This window comes from Pseudomonas sp. HY7a-MNA-CIBAN-0227, from assembly GCF_040310325.1.
Taxonomy (GTDB): domain Bacteria; phylum Pseudomonadota; class Gammaproteobacteria; order Pseudomonadales; family Pseudomonadaceae; genus Aquipseudomonas.
The window spans coordinates 53,986-71,614 of the sequence record NZ_JBEOPT010000016.1; the positions used below are offsets into that span (position 1 = coordinate 53,986).

Genomic DNA, 17,629 nt, shown 5'->3' on the forward strand with positions numbered 1-17,629 from the left:
GTATGGTTATTTATACAGTGTTTTGTTCTTGGCTGACAATCCTGCCGCTTAGCTCGATTCACTTGGTGATAGGTGTTTTTTATTGCATCAAGGAATGAGTCGGGGAAATTGATCCAAGACATGCCAAAGACATTCGTGCCCTTGAACCTGAAAATTGTGGCCCCATATACCGGAACAGAAGCGCGAGTCGAGTTCGCGCACGATTTTGAAAGGAGAAATCTATGGCTGACGAACAGACGCTGGATACGCAAAATCTAGACGCCAACCAGGCCTCGCAAGCATCGGGTGAAGACCTGGCGGCTCGTGTGCAAGTGCTCGAAGAGCAACTGGCAGGCGCTCAGGATCAGGCTTTGCGTGTTGCGGCCGATCTGCAGAACGTCCGCCGTCGCGCTGAGCAGGATGTAGAAAAAGCCCACAAGTTTGCTCTGGAAAAATTTGCCGGGGATCTGTTGCCGATCATCGACAGCCTGGAGCGTGGCCTGGAGTTGTCCAGCCCGGACGATGAAAACATCCGCCCCATGCGTGAAGGGATCGAACTGACCCTGAAAATGTTCCAGGACACCCTGAAGCGTTATCAGTTGGAAGCCATCGATCCGCAAGGCGGTGAGCCGTTCAACGCTGAGCATCACCAGGCAATGGCGATGCAGGAAAGCGCAGATGTTGAGCCTGGCAGCGTATTGAAGGTGTTTCAGAAGGGTTATCAGCTCAACGGTCGCTTGTTGCGTCCGGCGATGGTGGTGGTGAGCAAGGCTCCTGCACCGGTTGCACCTTCGATTGATGAGCAAGCTTGAAATTAGCCGCAAGGCCCCCATTTATAAGTCAAGCGTTTAAGTGCTACCGCAGTTAGCCACCACTGCTGCGGCAACCAAATCCAAAGTTTCGGGAGAGTAAATCATGGGCAAAATTATCGGTATCGACCTGGGGACTACCAACTCCTGCGTCTCCGTGCTGGAAAACGGCGTATCCAAAGTTATTGAAAACGCCGAAGGCGCGCGCACCACTCCGTCCATCGTGGCCTATGCCAGCGACGGCGAAATCCTGGTGGGCCAGTCTGCCAAGCGTCAGGCTGTGACCAATCCGCATAACACCCTGTACGCGGTGAAGCGTCTGATCGGTCGTAAGTTCGACGAAGAAGTCGTACAGAAAGACATCAAGATGGTCCCTTACAAAATCGCCAAGGCTGACAACGGTGACGCCTGGGTTGAAGTAAACGGCCAGAAAATGTCGCCGCCACAAATCTCGGCTGAAATCTTGAAAAAGATGAAAAAGACCGCCGAAGACTACCTCGGTGAAGCAGTGACTGAAGCGGTCATTACCGTTCCGGCCTACTTCAATGACAGTCAGCGTCAGGCGACCAAAGATGCCGGCCGTATTGCTGGTCTGGACGTAAAACGTATCATCAACGAACCAACCGCGGCCGCTCTGGCTTACGGTATGGACAAGGCTCGGGGCGACCATACTGTGATCGTTTATGACCTGGGTGGCGGTACTTTCGACGTTTCCGTGATCGAAATCGCTGAAGTCGACGGCGAGCACCAGTTCGAAGTGTTGGCCACCAACGGTGACACGTTCCTGGGTGGTGAAGACTTCGACATTCGTCTGATCGACTACCTCGTTGACGAATTCAAGAAAGAAAGCGGCATGAACCTCAAGGGTGACCCGCTGGCGATGCAGCGCCTGAAGGAAGCTGCTGAGAAGGCCAAGATCGAACTGTCTTCGAGCCTGCAGACTGACGTGAACCTGCCGTACATCACTGCAGACGCCACCGGTCCTAAGCACTTGAACGTGAAGATTTCCCGCGCCAAGCTGGAATCGCTGGTTGAAGACCTGGTTCAACGCACCATCGAGCCTTGCCGCATTGCTCTGAAAGACTCGGGTATCGAAGTTGGCAAGATCGACGATGTGATCCTGGTCGGCGGTCAGACCCGTATGCCACTGGTTCAGAAGCTGGTGACTGAGTTCTTCGGTAAAGAAGCGCGTAAAGACGTCAACCCGGACGAAGCGGTTGCCATGGGTGCTGCCATCCAGGGCGCGGTATTGGCCGGCGACGTGAAAGACGTTCTGCTGCTGGACGTAAGCCCGTTGACCCTGGGTATCGAAACCATGGGCGGCGTGATGACTGCGCTGATCGAGAAAAACACCACGATTCCTACCAAAAAATCGCAAGTGTTCTCGACTGCCGACGACAACCAGGGCGCTGTGACCATTCACGTGCTGCAAGGCGAGCGTAAGCAAGCTGGTCAGAACAAATCCCTGGGCAAGTTCGACCTGGCCGAGATTCCACCAGCACCACGTGGCGTGCCACAAATTGAAGTGACCTTCGATATCGACGCTAACGGCATTCTGCACGTAGGCGCCAAAGACAAGGCCACCGGCAAGACTCAGTCGATCGTGATCAAGGCCAACTCCGGTCTGTCCGAGGAAGAAATTCAGCAGATGATTCGCGATGCTGAAACCAACGCCGAGGAAGATCGCAAGTTCGAAGAGCTGGCAGCTGCCCGTAACCAGGGTGATGCACTGGTTCACTCGACTCGCAAAATGGTCGCTGATGCTGGCGACAAAGTGACTGGCGAAGAGAAAACTGCGATCGAAGCTGCTGTAGTTGCCCTGGAAGCCGCCGTAAAAGGCGACGACAAGGCAGCTATCGAAGCCAAGGTTGAGGAACTGTCAAAGGTCTCCGCGCCAGTGGCTCAGAAGATGTATGCCGAGCAAGGCCAGCCGGCTGATGGCGCTGCGCAGCAAGCAGAGCCTGAAGCCAAGCACGACGATGTTGTCGATGCCGAGTTCGAAGAAGTCAAAGAAAACAAGTAAGCAGTAAGTTGGTCGGCCGGTTGACCGCTTTCAGGCGGTGACTGGTAGGATGTCGCCGCGCGGGAGCTTGCTCCCGCGTTGGCGTGTCTGGGGCACGCGAATTTTTACAGCATGCGACAGCGTTCGGATGCTGGCGGTGTGATCGGGGATGCTCCTGCTTTCCGAGCGACAGTCGCCGCTTTTTTGGCTGGGTTCCTGGCTGAAAACATTTAAGACCAGGATCGTTGAATTGACGTGAGTTGGGTCCGGGCCTGTATTGGGGCTCAACGAGTTTGGCGAGGCTCAGGAGGGGTTTGCCGAACGTCCTTAAGAGTGCAAAGACTTATGGCAAAGCGTGACTATTACATAGTGTTGGGTGTGGAGCGCGGTTCCAGCGAGGCGGACCTGAAAAAGGCTTACCGTCGCCTGGCGATGAAGCACCACCCGGACCGTAATCCGGATAACAAAGAATCCGAAGATTTGTTCAAAGAGGCCAACGAGGCCTACGAGTGCCTGTGTGATCCAAACAAGCGGGCGGCCTACGATCAGTATGGCCACGCTGGCGTTGATCCAAGCATGGGTGGCGGCGGTGCCGGTTTTGGCGGCCAGAACTTCTCCGATATTTTCGGCGACGTGTTCAGTGACTTCTTTGGTGGTGGTCGTGGCGGTCAGCGTGGCGGTGCCCAGCGTGGTAGCGACCTGCGCTACACCCTTGAGCTGAACCTCGAAGAAGCAGTGCGTGGCACCAGCGTCAATATCCGTGTGCCGACACTGGTCAACTGCAAGTCGTGCGACGGTGCGGGCGCCAAGAAAGGCTCCTCGCCGATCACTTGCCCGACCTGTGGTGGTATCGGTCAGGTTCGCATGCAGCAAGGCTTCTTCTCGGTGCAGCAAACCTGCCCGCGCTGCCATGGCCAGGGCAAGATCATTTCCGATCCGTGCGACTCCTGCCACGGTGAAGGCCGTGTCGAAGAGTACAAGACCCTTTCGGTGAAAGTGCCATCGGGTGTTGATACCGGTGACCGCATTCGCCTGTCGGGTGAGGGTGAGGCGGGCGCGCAAGGTGGTCCCGCGGGCGACCTGTACGTGGTGATCAATGTGCGTGAGCACGCTATCTTCCAGCGCGACGGTAAACATCTGTTTTGTGAAGTGCCGATCAGCTTCGTCGATGCGGCTCTGGGTGGTGAGTTGGAGATTCCGACACTGGATGGTCGGGTCAAACTCAAAATTCCCGAGGGTACGCAGACCGGCAAGCAGTTCCGTATCCGTGGCAAAGGCGTTGCGCCGGTGCGCGGTGGTGGTGCTGGCGACTTGATGTGTCGTGTGGCGGTAGAGACGCCGGTCAACCTCGGTCGTCGTCAGCGCGAGCTGCTGGAAGAGTTGCGCAGTTCCCTGGCGGGCGATGACACTCATTCGCCCAAGACTGCTGGCTGGTTTGAAGGCGTGAAGCGCTTCTTCGGCGACCTGTAAGGACGTGAGTATGCGACGTATAGCTGTGATGGGCGCGGCCGGACGCATGGGCAAGAACCTGGTTGAGGCGGTGCAGCAGCGCTCGCCTCTGTCGGGTCTGACGGCGGCGATCGTTCGGCCGGACAGCACACTGATCGGCGCCGATGCCGGTGAGTTGGCATCGCTGGGCAGGATCGGTGTGTCGTTGTCCGGTAGCCTGGAAAAGGTTATTGATGAGTTCGATGTGTTGATCGATTTCACGCTTCCAGAGGTGATGCTGAAAAACCTGGCGTTCTGCCGCAAGGCGGGCAAGGCCATGGTCATTGGCACCACCGGCTTGAATGCCGAGCAAAAGCAGCTGTTGGTTGCAGCGGGTAAGGATATCCCGATTGTGTTTGCTGCCAACTTCAGTGTTGGTGTCAATCTGTCGCTGAAGTTGCTCGACATGGCAGCTCGTGTGTTGGGTGATGATGCGGACATCGAAATTATCGAAGCTCATCACCGGCACAAGGTCGATGCGCCGTCGGGTACGGCGATGCGCATGGGTGAAGTGATCGCCGATGCGCTGGGCCGTGATCTTTCGAAAGTGGCGGTGTATGGCCGCGAAGGCCATACCGGCGTGCGCGATCGTGAAACCATCGGCTTTGCTACCGTTCGCGGCGGTGATGTGGTGGGTGATCACACGGTGTTGTTCGCGGCAGAGGGTGAGCGCCTTGAGATCACGCACAAGGCTTCCAGTCGTATGACTTTCGCCAAGGGTGCGGTGCGTGCGGCGTTGTGGTTGGACGGTCGTGAGCCTGGCCTGTACGACATGCAAGATGTGCTTGAACTGCGTTAAGCAGTAGCTAAAACAGGGCTCAGGCATTAACCTTGGGCCCTGTTTTTACCCGCTAAGCGATGTCCTGTCGCATTCCCCTGCCTTTAAGGCTCATTAGCGGTGGACCAAAAAAGCCTTTTTCTGTAAGCTACAGCTTTAGTGTGTCCACTAAAAGCGCGCAGAATAATTCAGTGAAGAAGCGGGGTGACGTGTCCATACGTCACTCCGCTTTTTTGCAACCTGCGATCGCCCTTTCAGGCTTTATTTACGGGAGGTCTTCTTGACTAAGCCAGCCATACTCGCCCTTGCTGATGGCAGCATTTTTCGCGGCGAAGCCATTGGAGCCGACGGTCAGACCGTTGGAGAGGTGGTGTTCAACACCGCCATGACCGGCTATCAGGAAATCCTTACCGATCCTTCCTACGCCCAACAGATCGTTACCCTGACCTATCCGCACATCGGTAATACCGGCACTACGCCGCAAGATGCCGAGTCTGATCGTGTCTGGTCGGCCGGTCTGGTTATTCGTGACCTGCCACTGGTTGCGAGCAACTGGCGTAGCACGATGTCCCTGTCCGATTACCTGAAAGCCAACAACGTAGTGGCCATCGCAGGTATTGATACGCGTCGCCTGACACGCATCCTGCGTGAAAAAGGCTCGCAGAGCGGCTGCATCATGGCCGGTGACAATATTTCCGAAGCAGCAGCGATTGCCGCGGCGCAAGGTTTCCCTGGCCTGAAAGGCATGGACCTGGCGAAAGTTGTCAGTACTAAGGAAAAGTACGAGTGGCGCTCCACTGTCTGGGACTTGAAGACCGACAGCCATGCCACCATCGAAGCCTCCGAGCTGCCGTATCACGTAGTGGCTTACGACTACGGTATCAAGCACAACATCTTGCGCATGCTGGTCGAGCGCGGTTGCCGCGTGACCGTGGTGCCGGCGCAAACCCCGGCCAGCGACGTACTGGCCTTGCAGCCGGACGGTGTGTTCCTGTCCAACGGCCCGGGTGACCCGGAGCCTTGCGACTATGCGATTCAGGCCATCAAGGACGTGTTGGAGACCGAGATTCCGGTATTCGGCATTTGCCTGGGTCACCAGCTGTTGGCTCTGGCCTCCGGTGCCAAGACCCTGAAAATGGGCCACGGCCATCACGGTGCCAACCACCCGGTGCAGGACCTGGATACCGGCGTCGTCATGATCACCAGCCAGAACCACGGTTTTGCGGTGGATGAAGCGACCTTGCCGGGCAACGTCCGAGCGATTCACAAGTCGCTGTTCGACGGCTCCCTGCAAGGTATCGAGCGCACAGACAAGAGCGCGTTCAGCTTCCAGGGCCACCCTGAAGCAAGCCCAGGCCCGAACGACGTAGCGCCGCTGTTCGACCGTTTCATCAATGAGATGGCCAAGCGACGCTAAATGAGTGGCCTGAGGGCGGCACGGGAAACCGGCGGCCCCCTCAGGCTCTTCAAGGATTGTTCAAGACGGCTTGCCGACTGACCTGCGGATTTGAGTGACAAACCCATGCCAAAACGTACAGACATAAAAAGCATCCTGATTCTCGGCGCTGGCCCGATCGTGATCGGCCAGGCCTGCGAATTCGACTACTCCGGCGCCCAGGCCTGTAAAGCCCTGCGCGAGGAGGGTTACCGCGTCATCCTGGTGAACTCCAACCCAGCCACCATCATGACCGATCCGGACATGGCCGACGCCACCTATATCGAGCCGATCAAGTGGCAGACCGTTGCCAAGATTATCGAAAAAGAGCGTCCGGACGCACTGCTGCCAACCATGGGCGGCCAGACTGCACTGAACTGCGCCCTGGACCTGGAGCGCGAAGGCGTTCTGGAAAAGTTCGGCGTAGAGATGATCGGCGCCAATGCCGACACCATCGACAAGGCTGAAGACCGGTCGCGTTTCGACAAGGCGATGAAGTCCATCGGCCTTGATTGCCCGCGCTCGGGTATCGCCCACAACATGGAAGAGGCCAACGTGGTCCTCGAGAAGCTTGGCTTCCCGTGCATCATCCGTCCGTCCTTCACCATGGGCGGTACCGGTGGCGGTATCGCTTACAACCGTGAAGAGTTCGAAGAAATCTGCGCTCGTGGTCTGGACCTGTCGCCGACCAAAGAGCTGCTGATCGACGAATCCTTGATCGGCTGGAAAGAATACGAGATGGAGGTTGTCCGCGACAAAAAGGACAACTGCATCATCGTTTGCTCCATTGAAAACTTTGACCCGATGGGTGTGCACACTGGTGATTCGATCACCGTGGCTCCTGCACAAACCCTGACCGACAAGGAATACCAGATCCTGCGTAATGCCTCCCTGGCGGTACTGCGTGAGATCGGCGTGGAAACTGGTGGCTCCAACGTTCAGTTCGGTATCTGCCCGAACACCGGCCGTATGGTCGTGATCGAGATGAATCCGCGTGTTTCGCGCTCTTCGGCCCTGGCGTCGAAAGCCACTGGCTTCCCGATTGCCAAGATCGCGGCCAAGCTGGCTGTGGGTTATACCCTGGACGAGCTGTCGAACGACATCACCGGCGGCAAGACCCCGGCGTCCTTCGAGCCGTCCATCGACTATGTTGTGACCAAGCTACCGCGTTTTGCCTTCGAAAAATTCCCGAAAGCCGACGCCCGCCTGACCACTCAGATGAAGTCGGTGGGTGAAGTCATGGCCATCGGTCGGACCTTCCAGGAGTCCCTGCAGAAAGCCCTGCGCGGCCTGGAAGTGGGCGTTTGCGGCCTGGACGAGAAGCTCGACCTGAGCAATCCGGAAAGTATGAGCGTGCTCAAGCGTGAGCTGACCGTGCCGGGCGCCGAGCGTATCTGGTACGTGGCTGATGCCTTCCGCGCCGGCATGACCGTCGAAGAGATCTTCGGCATGAACATGATCGACCCGTGGTTCCTGGTACAGATCGAAGACCTGATCAAGGACGAAGAGAAGGTCAAGACCCTGGGTCTGGCCAGCATCGACCGCGACATGATGTACAAGCTCAAGCGCAAGGGCTTCTCCGATATGCGCCTGGCCAAGCTGCTGGGCGTCACCGAGAAAAGCCTGCGTCGCCACCGTCACAAGCTTGAGGTGTACCCGGTCTATAAGCGCGTTGACACCTGCGCCGCCGAGTTTGCCACCGACACCGCTTATCTCTACTCGACGTACGAGGAAGAGTGCGAAGCCGCACCGTCGGGCCGCGACAAGATCATGATCCTTGGCGGTGGTCCCAACCGTATCGGTCAGGGCATCGAGTTCGATTACTGCTGCGTACACGCGGCACTGGCCCTGCGCGCAGACGGTTACGAGACCATCATGGTCAACTGCAACCCTGAAACCGTTTCCACTGACTACGACACCTCGGATCGCCTGTACTTTGAACCAGTGACCCTGGAAGACGTGCTGGAAATCGTTCGGGTAGAGAAGCCAAAAGGCGTGATCGTCCAGTACGGCGGCCAAACCCCGCTGAAATTGGCTCGTGCCCTGGAAGAGGCCGGCGTACCGATCATCGGCACCAGCCCTGACGCCATTGACCGTGCCGAAGACCGTGAGCGCTTCCAGCAGATGGTCGAGCGCCTGAACTTGCGTCAACCGCCAAACTCCACCGTGCGCAGCGAAGACGAAGCCATCCGTGCAGCCAGCAAGATCGGTTACCCGCTGGTGGTGCGTCCGTCCTACGTACTGGGCGGCCGGGCGATGGAAATCGTCTACGAGGAAGAAGAGCTCAAGCGTTACCTGCGCGATGCGGTGAAAGTCTCCAACGACAGCCCGGTGCTGCTGGACCACTTCCTCAACTGCGCCATCGAAATGGACGTGGATGCGATCTGCGACGGTACCGACGTAGTGATCGGCGCGATCATGCAGCACATCGAACAAGCGGGTGTTCACTCGGGTGACTCCGCTTGCTCGCTGCCGCCGTATTCGCTGCCATCGCACATCCAGGACGAGATGCGCGAACAGGTCAAGAAAATGGCCCTGGAGTTGGGTGTGGTAGGTCTGATGAACGTACAGTTGGCGCTGCAAGGCGAAGACATCTACGTCATCGAAGTCAACCCGCGTGCTTCCCGTACCGTGCCGTTTGTTTCCAAGTGCATCGGTGTTTCCCTGGCAATGATTGCCGCACGTGTGATGGCCGGTAAGACCTTGAAGGAAATCGGCTTCACCAAGGAAATCATTCCGAACTTCTACAGTGTGAAAGAGGCGGTGTTCCCATTCGCCAAATTCCCTGGAGTGGACCCGATCCTGGGCCCAGAGATGAAGTCTACCGGTGAAGTGATGGGTGTGGGCGACACCTTCGGTGAAGCGTTCGCCAAGGCCCAGATGGGCGCGAGCGAAGTGCTGCCGACCGGCGGTACTGCCTTCATCAGCGTGCGTGATGATGACAAGCCGCTGGTTGCAGGCGTGGCCCGTGATCTGATCAACTTGGGCTTTGAAATCGTGGCTACTGTCGGGACTGCCAAGCTGATCGAGGCGGCAGGCCTGAAGGTGCGTCGCGTGAACAAGGTGACGGAAGGCCGTCCACACGTGGTCGACATGATCAAGAATGACGAAGTCACTCTGATCATCAACACCACCGAAGGTCGCCAGTCGATTGCGGACTCCTACTCCATTCGTCGTAACGCCTTGCAGCACAAAATCTATTGCACCACCACCATTGCTGCTGGCGAAGCTATCTGTGAAGCGCTCAAGTTTGGTCCAGAAAAGACTGTGCGCCGCTTGCAGGATCTACACGCAGGATTGAAGGCATGATCAAGTACCCAATGACAGTCCAGGGCGCCAAGGCCCTGGAAGAAGAACACGCTCATCTGACCAAGGTTGTCCGTCCGAAGCTGAGTCAGGACATCGGGACCGCCCGCGAATTGGGTGACCTGAAGGAAAACGCCGAATACCACGCCGCTCGTGAGCAGCAAGGTATGGTCGAAGCGCGGATCCGTGACATCGAAGGTCGTATGCAGAACGCGGTGATCATTGATGTCACGACCATCCCGCGCACCGGCAAGGTGATTTTTGGTACGACCGTGGAAATTGCCAACGTCGAGACTGATGAGCGCGTGACCTACCACATCGTGGGTGAGGACGAGGCTGACTTCAAACTCGGTAAGATCTCCGTCGGTTCGCCACTGGCCCGCGCCTTGATTGCCAAGGAAGAGGGTGATGTGGTGGCCGTCAAGACGCCTGGTGGCGTGATCGAGTACGAGATTGTCGAAGTTCGTCACATCTGAGAGGCGGCGCCCGCTACGTGCGGGCGCCATGCTCTGGCAGTTGGCCCAGATGCTCTGGGTCGGCGGCCTGTGGCTGTTGCATATTGGTGTCTTGCCGGTGTTGGGCCTGATTGGCCTGGCGCCGTTGCTGATCGATGAGGTCGGCGGATTATTGAGTGCGCTGCTGGTGGGTTTTGCAGCGGCGTGCGTGATGCTTCAGGCGCTGGTGCTGATCGAGGCCGAAGGCTTGGGGAGTTTGTGGCGGGATATTCGCGGGCAACTGCTGTTGATGGCGTTGTATGCGTGCGCAATGTATTGCTTGGTGCGCATGTTTCTGCCGGAAGCGTTGCGCTGGCAGCTGTTCAGCTATCTTGTGCTAGGGTTCTCCGGCTTGGTGCTGGTTGTGCAACCGGCGCCGGGGTGGAGCGGCAGGGCGCGCGAAGCGCGCCCTTGACCCTTGTATCATTTGAAACGATGGACGTTCGACAGTTGCTTGTTGGCGCTGAAGTTCCTGCGATACAACAGTGCCATCTTGCCGATGACCTGAACCAGGTCCGCTTTGCCGGCCTTGCAGAGTTCTGCAATGGCCGCCAGGCGCGCCTCGCGATCAAGGATGCTGACCTTGATCTTGATTAGTTCGTGATCGCCCAATGCGCGTTCAAGTTCGGTTAACACACCTTCAGTCAAACCGTTGTCAGCCACAGTCAAAACTGGTTTCAGATGGTGGCCAATGGATTTGTACTGTTTCTTCTGCTCTTGAGTGAGCGGCATAATCTGACCCCTGTGTCTGATCTTGTAAAAAGCGGCGGCCAGTTTACCCGAGCGAGTCCGGGACCGCCCAGTTAATCACGACCCGTTTATTTTTGAGGTGGCCCGTGGCCCGTTCCAAAACTAGCCTTAAGTGGCTGCAAGAGCATTTCAACGACCCTTACGTCAAAATGGCGCAAAAGGATGGCTACCGTTCCCGGGCCAGTTACAAGCTGCTGGAGATCCAAGAAAAGGACAAGTTGATCCGCCCTGGCATGAGCGTTATCGATCTTGGCGCAGCCCCCGGTGGCTGGTCCCAGGTGACCAGTCGTCTGATTGGTGGGCAGGGTCGTTTGATCGCTTCCGATATTCTGGAAATGGACAGCATCCCGGATGTGACCTTTGTCCATGGTGACTTTACCCAGGACGCCGTGTTGGCGCAGATTCTCGAAGCCGTTGGAAAATCGCAGGTAGACCTTGTGATTTCCGATATGGCCCCCAATATGAGTGGATTGCCAGCCGTGGATATGCCACGAGCGATGTTCCTTTGCGAATTGGCATTGGACTTGGCTGGTCGGGTTTTGCGTCCCGGTGGTGATTTTCTGGTCAAGGTCTTCCAGGGTGAAGGCTTCGACGAGTACCACAAAAACATCCGCAAGCTGTTCGACAAGGTGCAGACGCGCAAGCCTGACTCTTCCCGGGGCAGGTCCCGCGAGCAGTATTTGCTGGGCCGCGGTTTCCGTGGCATTGAAGGCGCTGCCAGCGATGAGCGTTTTTGAGAGATTCAAGGGAGTCGATAGGTTTTTTTATATCGCTTTCGTCACGAAGCTTTACGAATATTGTGTAGTCAAAGTTTCACAAAGGGTTACAGACGGCGCCTGCCAGAGTTGTAGGTAATGTAGTAAGTTAGGCCGGTGAATATCATGCGAAGCACGCGCCAGTAGCGGAGCTTGCTTCAGAGGGTAGTTAATTGAACGATATGGCAAAGAATCTGATCCTGTGGTTGATCATCGCGGCTGTCCTGGTGACGGTGATGAACAACTTCTCCAGCCCTAACGAGCCGCAGACCCTCAACTATTCCGACTTCATCCAGCAAGTTAAGGATGGCAAGGTCGAGCGCGTAGCGGTTGATGGCTACGTGATTACCGGCAAGCGCAACGATGGCGACAGCTTCAAGACCATTCGTCCGGCAATCCAGGACAATGGCCTGATCGGCGACCTGGTGGATAACCACGTAGTCGTTGAAGGCAAACAGCCTGAACAGCAAAGCATCTGGACCCAGCTCCTGGTGGCCAGCTTCCCGATCCTGGTGATTATCGCCGTGTTCATGTTCTTCATGCGCCAGATGCAAGGTGGTGCGGGAGGCAAGGGCGGGCCGATGAGCTTTGGCAAGAGCAAGGCGCGCCTGCTCTCCGAAGATCAGGTGAAGACCACCTTGGGTGACGTTGCTGGTTGCGACGAAGCCAAGGAAGAAGTTGGCGAGCTGGTTGAGTTCCTGCGTGATCCGGGCAAGTTCCAGCGCCTGGGTGGCCGTATTCCTCGCGGCGTGCTGATGGTGGGTCCTCCTGGTACGGGTAAAACCCTGTTGGCCAAGGCCATTGCTGGTGAAGCCAAAGTACCTTTCTTCACCATTTCCGGTTCTGACTTCGTCGAGATGTTTGTCGGTGTTGGCGCCAGCCGTGTCCGTGACATGTTCGAACAGGCCAAGAAGCACGCTCCGTGCATCATCTTCATCGATGAAATCGACGCCGTTGGTCGCCATCGTGGCGCCGGCATGGGTGGCGGTCATGATGAGCGTGAGCAGACCCTTAACCAGTTGCTGGTTGAGATGGACGGCTTTGAAATGAATGACGGCATCATCGTTATCGCCGCTACCAACCGTCCTGACGTACTTGACCCGGCGTTGCTGCGTCCAGGTCGTTTCGACCGTCAAGTCGTAGTTGGTCTGCCGGATATCCGTGGTCGCGAACAAATTCTGAAAGTGCACATGCGCAAAGTGCCGATGGGCGACGACGTGGCTCCGGCCGTAATTGCCCGTGGTACCCCAGGCTTCTCCGGCGCTGACTTGGCCAACTTGGTGAACGAGGCGTCGTTGTTTGCCGCACGTACCGGCAAGCGCGTTGTTGAAATGAAAGAGTTCGAGCTGGCGAAAGACAAGATCATGATGGGCGCTGAGCGCAAATCCATGGTCATGTCTGAGAAAGAGAAGCGCAACACCGCTTATCACGAAGCCGGTCACGCCATTGTTGGTCGCGTTGTGCCTGAGCATGACCCGGTTTACAAGGTATCGATCATTCCTCGCGGTCGGGCGCTGGGTGTCACCATGTTCCTGCCGGAAGAGGATCGCTACAGCCTCTCCAAGCGTGCCTTGATCAGCCAGATCTGTTCGCTGTATGGCGGCCGGATTGCTGAAGAGATGACCTTGGGCTTCGACGGTGTCACCACGGGTGCCTCCAACGACATCATGCGCGCCAGCCAGATTGCGCGGAACATGGTGACCAAATGGGGTCTTTCGGAAAAGCTTGGCCCCTTGATGTATGCCGAGGATGAAGGCGAAGTGTTCATGGGTCGTGGTGGTGGCGGTCAAGGTGCCAGTTTCTCCGGTGAGACCGCCAAGCTGATCGACTCCGAAGTGCGCAGTATCATTGACCAATGCTATGGTACGGCCAAGCAGATCCTTACGGATAACCGGGACAAGCTCGATGCCATGGCTGACGCCTTGATGAAGTACGAGACCATCGATGCCGAGCAGATCGACGACATCATGGCTGGGCGCACTCCTCGCGAGCCTCGCGATTGGGAGGGTGGTTCGGGTACTTCGGGTACGCCGCCGGTTGTACAGGACGAACGCCCTGAAACCCCTATCGGCGGCCCGGCTGCTGATCATTAAGGTTTGAAATGACTTCTGTGTTGTCCTCGACCCGGTTGCCTTGCGGCAGCCGGGTTCTTGATTTGTCCCATACGCATGTCATGGGCATTCTCAATGTAACTCCCGACTCGTTCTCCGACGGTGGCCGCTTTAGTCAGCTTGATGCGGCATTGCGTCATGCCGAGGCGATGGTTGCTTCGGGTGCCACTCTGATTGATGTTGGTGGTGAGTCAACTCGTCCCGGCGCCCGTGCAGTTTCTCCCTTGGAGGAATTGGAGCGCGTCGCGCCGATTGTTGAGCGCATTCATCGCGAGTTGGACGTGATCATTTCGGTGGATACGTCGACGCCGGCCGTCATGCGCGAAACAGCGAGGTTGGGGGCAGGCTTGATCAATGACGTAAGGTCCTTGCAGCGTGATGGCGCCCTTGATGCGGCGGCTGCGACTGGGTTACCGGTGTGCCTCATGCACATGCTCGATGAGCCGGGGACCATGCAAGACGACCCGCATTACGACAACCTTGTCGGGGAAGTGACTGAGTTTCTTGCCGAGCGTATTGCCCAATGCGCCGCAGCCGGGATCGCTCCTGAGCGGATTATTCTCGATCCGGGGTTTGGCTTTGCCAAAACCCTGCAACACAACTTAAGTCTGTTCAAGCATATGGAATCCCTGCATGCCCTTGGTCGCCCCCTGTTGGTTGGGGTTTCGCGCAAGAGCATGATAGGTCTGGCGTTGAATCGTCCGGTGGGAGAGCGGCTGCATGGCGGCCTGGCTCTCGCGGCGCTTGCCGTAGTCAAGGGTGCGCGTATCTTACGTGTGCATGACGTAGCCGAGACGGTAGATGTGGTGCGGATGATTGCAGCGGTTGAATCAGCCGAATAAGAATGATGGAGCACGTATGACTAAAAAATATTTTGGCACCGATGGCATTCGCGGTCGGGTTGGTGAGTTTCCGATTACTCCGGATTTCATGCTCAAGCTCGGCTGGGCCGCCGGGATGGCGTTCCGCAGCATGGGCGCGTGCCGCATTCTGGTGGGCAAGGATACGCGGATCTCGGGTTACATGTTTGAGTCCGCGCTGGAGGCTGGCCTGTCCGCCGCCGGGGCCGATGTGATGCTACTGGGGCCCATGCCTACGCCGGCGATCGCTTACCTGACGCGTACCTTTCACGCTGAAGCCGGTATCGTGATCAGTGCCTCGCACAATCCCCATGACGACAATGGCATCAAGTTCTTCTCGGGCCAGGGCACCAAGCTGCCGGACGAGATCGAGCATATGATCGAAGAGCTGCTGGATGCGCCGATGACCGTCGTCGAGTCGAGCAAATTGGGCAAGGTCTCGCGGATTAACGACGCCTCTGGCCGTTACATCGAGTTTTGCAAAAGCAGCGTGCCGAGCAGTACTAATTTTGCTGGCCTGAAAATCGTCATCGACTGCGCTCATGGTGCGACCTACAAGGTGGCTCCCAGTGTGTTCAAGGAGCTTGGCGCACAAGTGACGGTGCTGTCGGCTCAGCCTAACGGCTTGAACATCAACGACAACTGTGGCTCGACCCATATGGGGCAGTTGCAGGCGGCAGTATTGGCCGAGCACGCCGACCTGGGTATCGCCTTCGATGGTGATGGTGATCGAGTATTGATGGTCGATCACACCGGCGCCATTGTCGACGGTGATGACCTTTTGTTTATCATCGCTCGCGACTTGCATGAGCGTAATAAGCTCCAGGGCGGCGTTGTCGGTACCTTGATGAGTAATCTGGGGCTGGAGTTGGCGCTGGCAGATCTGGGGATTCCGTTTGTGCGCGCCAATGTTGGTGACCGTTACGTGATCGCTGACCTGCTGGAGCGTAACTGGCAGGTGGGTGGGGAGAACTCCGGGCATATCGTGTGTTTCCAGCACACCACTACCGGCGATGCGATCATTGCGGCGCTGCAAGTGCTACTGGCATTGCGTCGTCGCGAAGAAAGCCTCGCTCAGGCGCGCCAGGCGCTGCGCAAGTGCCCGCAAGTGCTACTTAACGTCCGTTTTGCGGGTGGTGATAATCCTGTCGAGCATCCGGCCGTCAAGGAGGCCAGCGAGCGCGTTACTGCGGCCATGGCAGGTCGTGGTCGGGTCTTGTTGCGCAAGTCTGGCACCGAGCCTTTGGTCCGGGTGATGGTCGAAGGTGAGGATGAAAGCCAGGTTCGTGGCTATGCCGAAGAGCTGGCAAAACTGGTAACTGAAGTTTGCGCCTGAATTCGGCTTGCCAGTGATGGTGTGGTTGGGTAACATCTGCGCCCACTTTGACCGACGGGGTACAGCATGCGTCGCACTATGGTAGCTGGTAACTGGAAAATGCACGGTACCCGCGCCAGTGTCGCTGAGCTGATCAACGGCCTTCGTCATTTGGCCTTGCCTAGCGGTGTTGATGTCGCGGTATTCCCGCCTTGCTTGTATATCAATCAAGTGATTGATGGCTTGAAAGGCAAGTCGATTCAGGTCGGCGCGCAGAACTCTGCGGTGGAATCCATGCAAGGTGCGTTGACTGGTGAGATTGCACCTAGCCAACTGGTTGATGCGGGTTGTTCCCTGGTGCTTGTTGGGCACTCCGAACGTCGTCAGATCATGGGCGAGCGTGATGGGACACTTAATCGCAAGTTCGCAGCGGCACAGGCTTGTGGCTTGATTCCGGTGCTGTGCATAGGGGAGACCCTTGAGCAGCGTGAGTCCGGGAAAACTCTTGAGGTTGTCGGGCGTCAGCTGGGCAGTATCATTGAGGAGCTGGGAGTCGGTGCCTTTGCAAATGCAGTAATTGCTTACGAGCCGGTCTGGGCCATTGGTACCGGGCTGACTGCTTCGCCGCAACAGGCGCAGGATGTGCACGCAGCCATCCGCGCGCAGTTGGCGGCAGAGAATTCTGAGGTCGCACGAGGTGTGCGGCTTCTATACGGCGGCAGCGTGAAGGCGGCCAATGCGGTCGAACTGTTCGGCATGCCGGATATCGATGGGGGGCTCATTGGTGGAGCCTCCCTGAATGCAGATGAGTTCGGTGCGATTTGTCGCGCCGCGGGAAACTGAGAAAATGCTGGAAACAGTCGTAGTCGTTTTTCATCTGTTGGGTGCACTGGGCGTTGTTGCTTTGGTATTGCTGCAGCAGGGTAAGGGTGCGGACGCTGGTGCGTCTTTCGGGGCAGGTGCTTCAAATACTGTGTTCGGAAGCCAAGGTTCCTCTACCTTTCTTAGTAAGTTTACTGCTATACTTGCCGCCGGTTTCTTCATAACCAGCTTGGGGTTAGGTTACTTTGCTAAAGAGAAAGCTCATGTGCTGACTCAAGTAGGCTTGCCAAACCCAGCAGTGTTGGAAGTTCCAAAAGCAAAGCCGGCTTCTGATGATGTCCCGGTGCTTCAAGAGCAAAAGTCGGCTACTCCAGCGACTGACGTGCCTCCAGCTCAAGAGCAAAAGTAAGAAGGGTTACACGCTGTAAATGTTGTATTGCCGAGGTGGTGGAATTGGTAGACACGCAACCTTGAGGTGGTTGTGCCCATAGGGTGTAGGGGTTCGAGTCCCCTTCTCGGTACCAATTGTCAGGAGAGCCCGCTGTTGCGGGCTTTCTTGTAGGTGGAAGGTTACATTGACCCTGTAAGGGATCGGTCGTATACTTCCGCCCCAGCTTTGTCGCGGGGTGGAGCAGTCTGGTAGCTCGTCGGGCTCATAACCCGAAGGTCGTCGGTTCAAATCCGGCCCCCGCAACCAGTTTTAGCGGAGCCCCTTTTAAGGGGCT

15 protein-coding genes and 2 tRNA genes are annotated in these 17,629 nt (G+C 57.1%); 16 read left to right on the forward strand and 1 reads right to left on the reverse strand.

Going from position 1 to position 17,629, the window contains the following annotated elements; all coding sequences use genetic code 11:
• Positions 1-221 precede the first annotated feature (221 nt).
• The 8 genes from grpE to AAEZ06_RS22325 all read left to right on the forward strand — a co-directional run bounded on the left by grpE (position 222) and on the right by AAEZ06_RS22325 (position 10,706).
• Positions 222-791, forward strand: a complete 570-nt coding sequence (gene grpE / locus AAEZ06_RS22290) for a nucleotide exchange factor GrpE (RefSeq protein WP_149413235.1) — start codon at positions 222-224, stop codon at positions 789-791.
• Between the two features lie 103 nt (positions 792-894).
• Positions 895-2,811, forward strand: a complete 1,917-nt coding sequence (dnaK, locus tag AAEZ06_RS22295; RefSeq protein WP_350616285.1) for a molecular chaperone DnaK — start codon at positions 895-897, stop codon at positions 2,809-2,811.
• Between the two features lie 324 nt (positions 2,812-3,135).
• The gene (gene dnaJ / locus AAEZ06_RS22300; RefSeq protein ID WP_350616287.1) at positions 3,136-4,260 is read left to right on the forward strand and encodes a molecular chaperone DnaJ; all 1,125 of its coding nucleotides are present in this window, start codon (positions 3,136-3,138) and stop codon (positions 4,258-4,260) included.
• Between the two features lie 10 nt (positions 4,261-4,270).
• Positions 4,271-5,077, forward strand: a complete 807-nt coding sequence (gene dapB / locus AAEZ06_RS22305; protein ID WP_149413232.1) for a 4-hydroxy-tetrahydrodipicolinate reductase — start codon at positions 4,271-4,273, stop codon at positions 5,075-5,077.
• Between the two features lie 259 nt (positions 5,078-5,336).
• Positions 5,337-6,473 carry a glutamine-hydrolyzing carbamoyl-phosphate synthase small subunit gene (carA, locus tag AAEZ06_RS22310; protein WP_133103498.1) on the forward strand — a complete coding sequence of 379 codons (1,137 nt, stop codon included), beginning with the start codon at positions 5,337-5,339 and terminating at the stop codon, positions 6,471-6,473.
• Positions 6,474-6,578: 105 nt separating this feature from the next.
• Positions 6,579-9,800, forward strand: coding sequence for a carbamoyl-phosphate synthase large subunit (gene carB, locus AAEZ06_RS22315; RefSeq protein ID WP_350616290.1), 3,222 nt, complete (start codon positions 6,579-6,581; stop codon positions 9,798-9,800).
• Positions 9,797-10,273 carry a transcription elongation factor GreA gene (greA, locus tag AAEZ06_RS22320; protein ID WP_149413229.1) on the forward strand — a complete coding sequence of 159 codons (477 nt, stop codon included), beginning with the start codon at positions 9,797-9,799 and terminating at the stop codon, positions 10,271-10,273. The genes carB and greA overlap by 4 nt, the downstream gene beginning before the upstream one ends.
• Positions 10,274-10,301: 28 nt before the next feature.
• Positions 10,302-10,706, forward strand: coding sequence for an MFS transporter (locus AAEZ06_RS22325; protein ID WP_350616292.1), 405 nt, complete (start codon positions 10,302-10,304; stop codon positions 10,704-10,706).
• An 8-nt stretch (positions 10,707-10,714) separates the two neighbouring features.
• Here AAEZ06_RS22325 and AAEZ06_RS22330 read toward each other — a convergent pair whose 3' ends face one another.
• Positions 10,715-11,023, reverse strand: coding sequence for a YhbY family RNA-binding protein (locus AAEZ06_RS22330; protein ID WP_133103502.1), 309 nt, complete (start codon positions 11,021-11,023; stop codon positions 10,715-10,717).
• Between the two features lie 104 nt (positions 11,024-11,127).
• Between AAEZ06_RS22330 and rlmE the strand changes: the two genes are divergently transcribed.
• The 8 genes from rlmE (at position 11,128) to AAEZ06_RS22370 (ending at position 17,601) form a co-directional block, all read left to right on the forward strand.
• Entirely contained in the window at positions 11,128-11,778 is a 651-nt protein-coding gene (gene rlmE, locus AAEZ06_RS22335) for a 23S rRNA (uridine(2552)-2'-O)-methyltransferase RlmE (RefSeq protein WP_133103503.1), read from the forward strand.
• A 200-nt stretch (positions 11,779-11,978) separates the two neighbouring features.
• Positions 11,979-13,889 carry an ATP-dependent zinc metalloprotease FtsH gene (gene ftsH, locus AAEZ06_RS22340; protein ID WP_149413227.1) on the forward strand — a complete coding sequence of 637 codons (1,911 nt, stop codon included), beginning with the start codon at positions 11,979-11,981 and terminating at the stop codon, positions 13,887-13,889.
• 8 nt (positions 13,890-13,897) lie between these two features.
• Entirely contained in the window at positions 13,898-14,749 is an 852-nt protein-coding gene (gene folP / locus AAEZ06_RS22345) for a dihydropteroate synthase (RefSeq protein ID WP_149413226.1), read from the forward strand.
• A 16-nt stretch (positions 14,750-14,765) separates the two neighbouring features.
• Entirely contained in the window at positions 14,766-16,103 is a 1,338-nt protein-coding gene (gene glmM, locus AAEZ06_RS22350) for a phosphoglucosamine mutase (protein ID WP_149413225.1), read from the forward strand.
• Positions 16,104-16,169: 66 nt separating this feature from the next.
• The gene (gene tpiA / locus AAEZ06_RS22355; protein WP_063033212.1) at positions 16,170-16,925 is read left to right on the forward strand and encodes a triose-phosphate isomerase; all 756 of its coding nucleotides are present in this window, start codon (positions 16,170-16,172) and stop codon (positions 16,923-16,925) included.
• 4 nt (positions 16,926-16,929) lie between these two features.
• Positions 16,930-17,313: a preprotein translocase subunit SecG gene (gene secG / locus AAEZ06_RS22360; RefSeq protein WP_133103507.1), complete on the forward strand. Its 384-nt coding sequence runs from the start codon at positions 16,930-16,932 to the stop codon at positions 17,311-17,313.
• A gap of 29 nt (positions 17,314-17,342) precedes the next feature.
• A tRNA-Leu gene (locus tag AAEZ06_RS22365) sits at positions 17,343-17,428 on the forward strand.
• A 96-nt stretch (positions 17,429-17,524) separates the two neighbouring features.
• Positions 17,525-17,601 (forward strand) — tRNA-Met (locus AAEZ06_RS22370).
• The last annotated feature ends 28 nt before the right edge of the window (positions 17,602-17,629 follow it).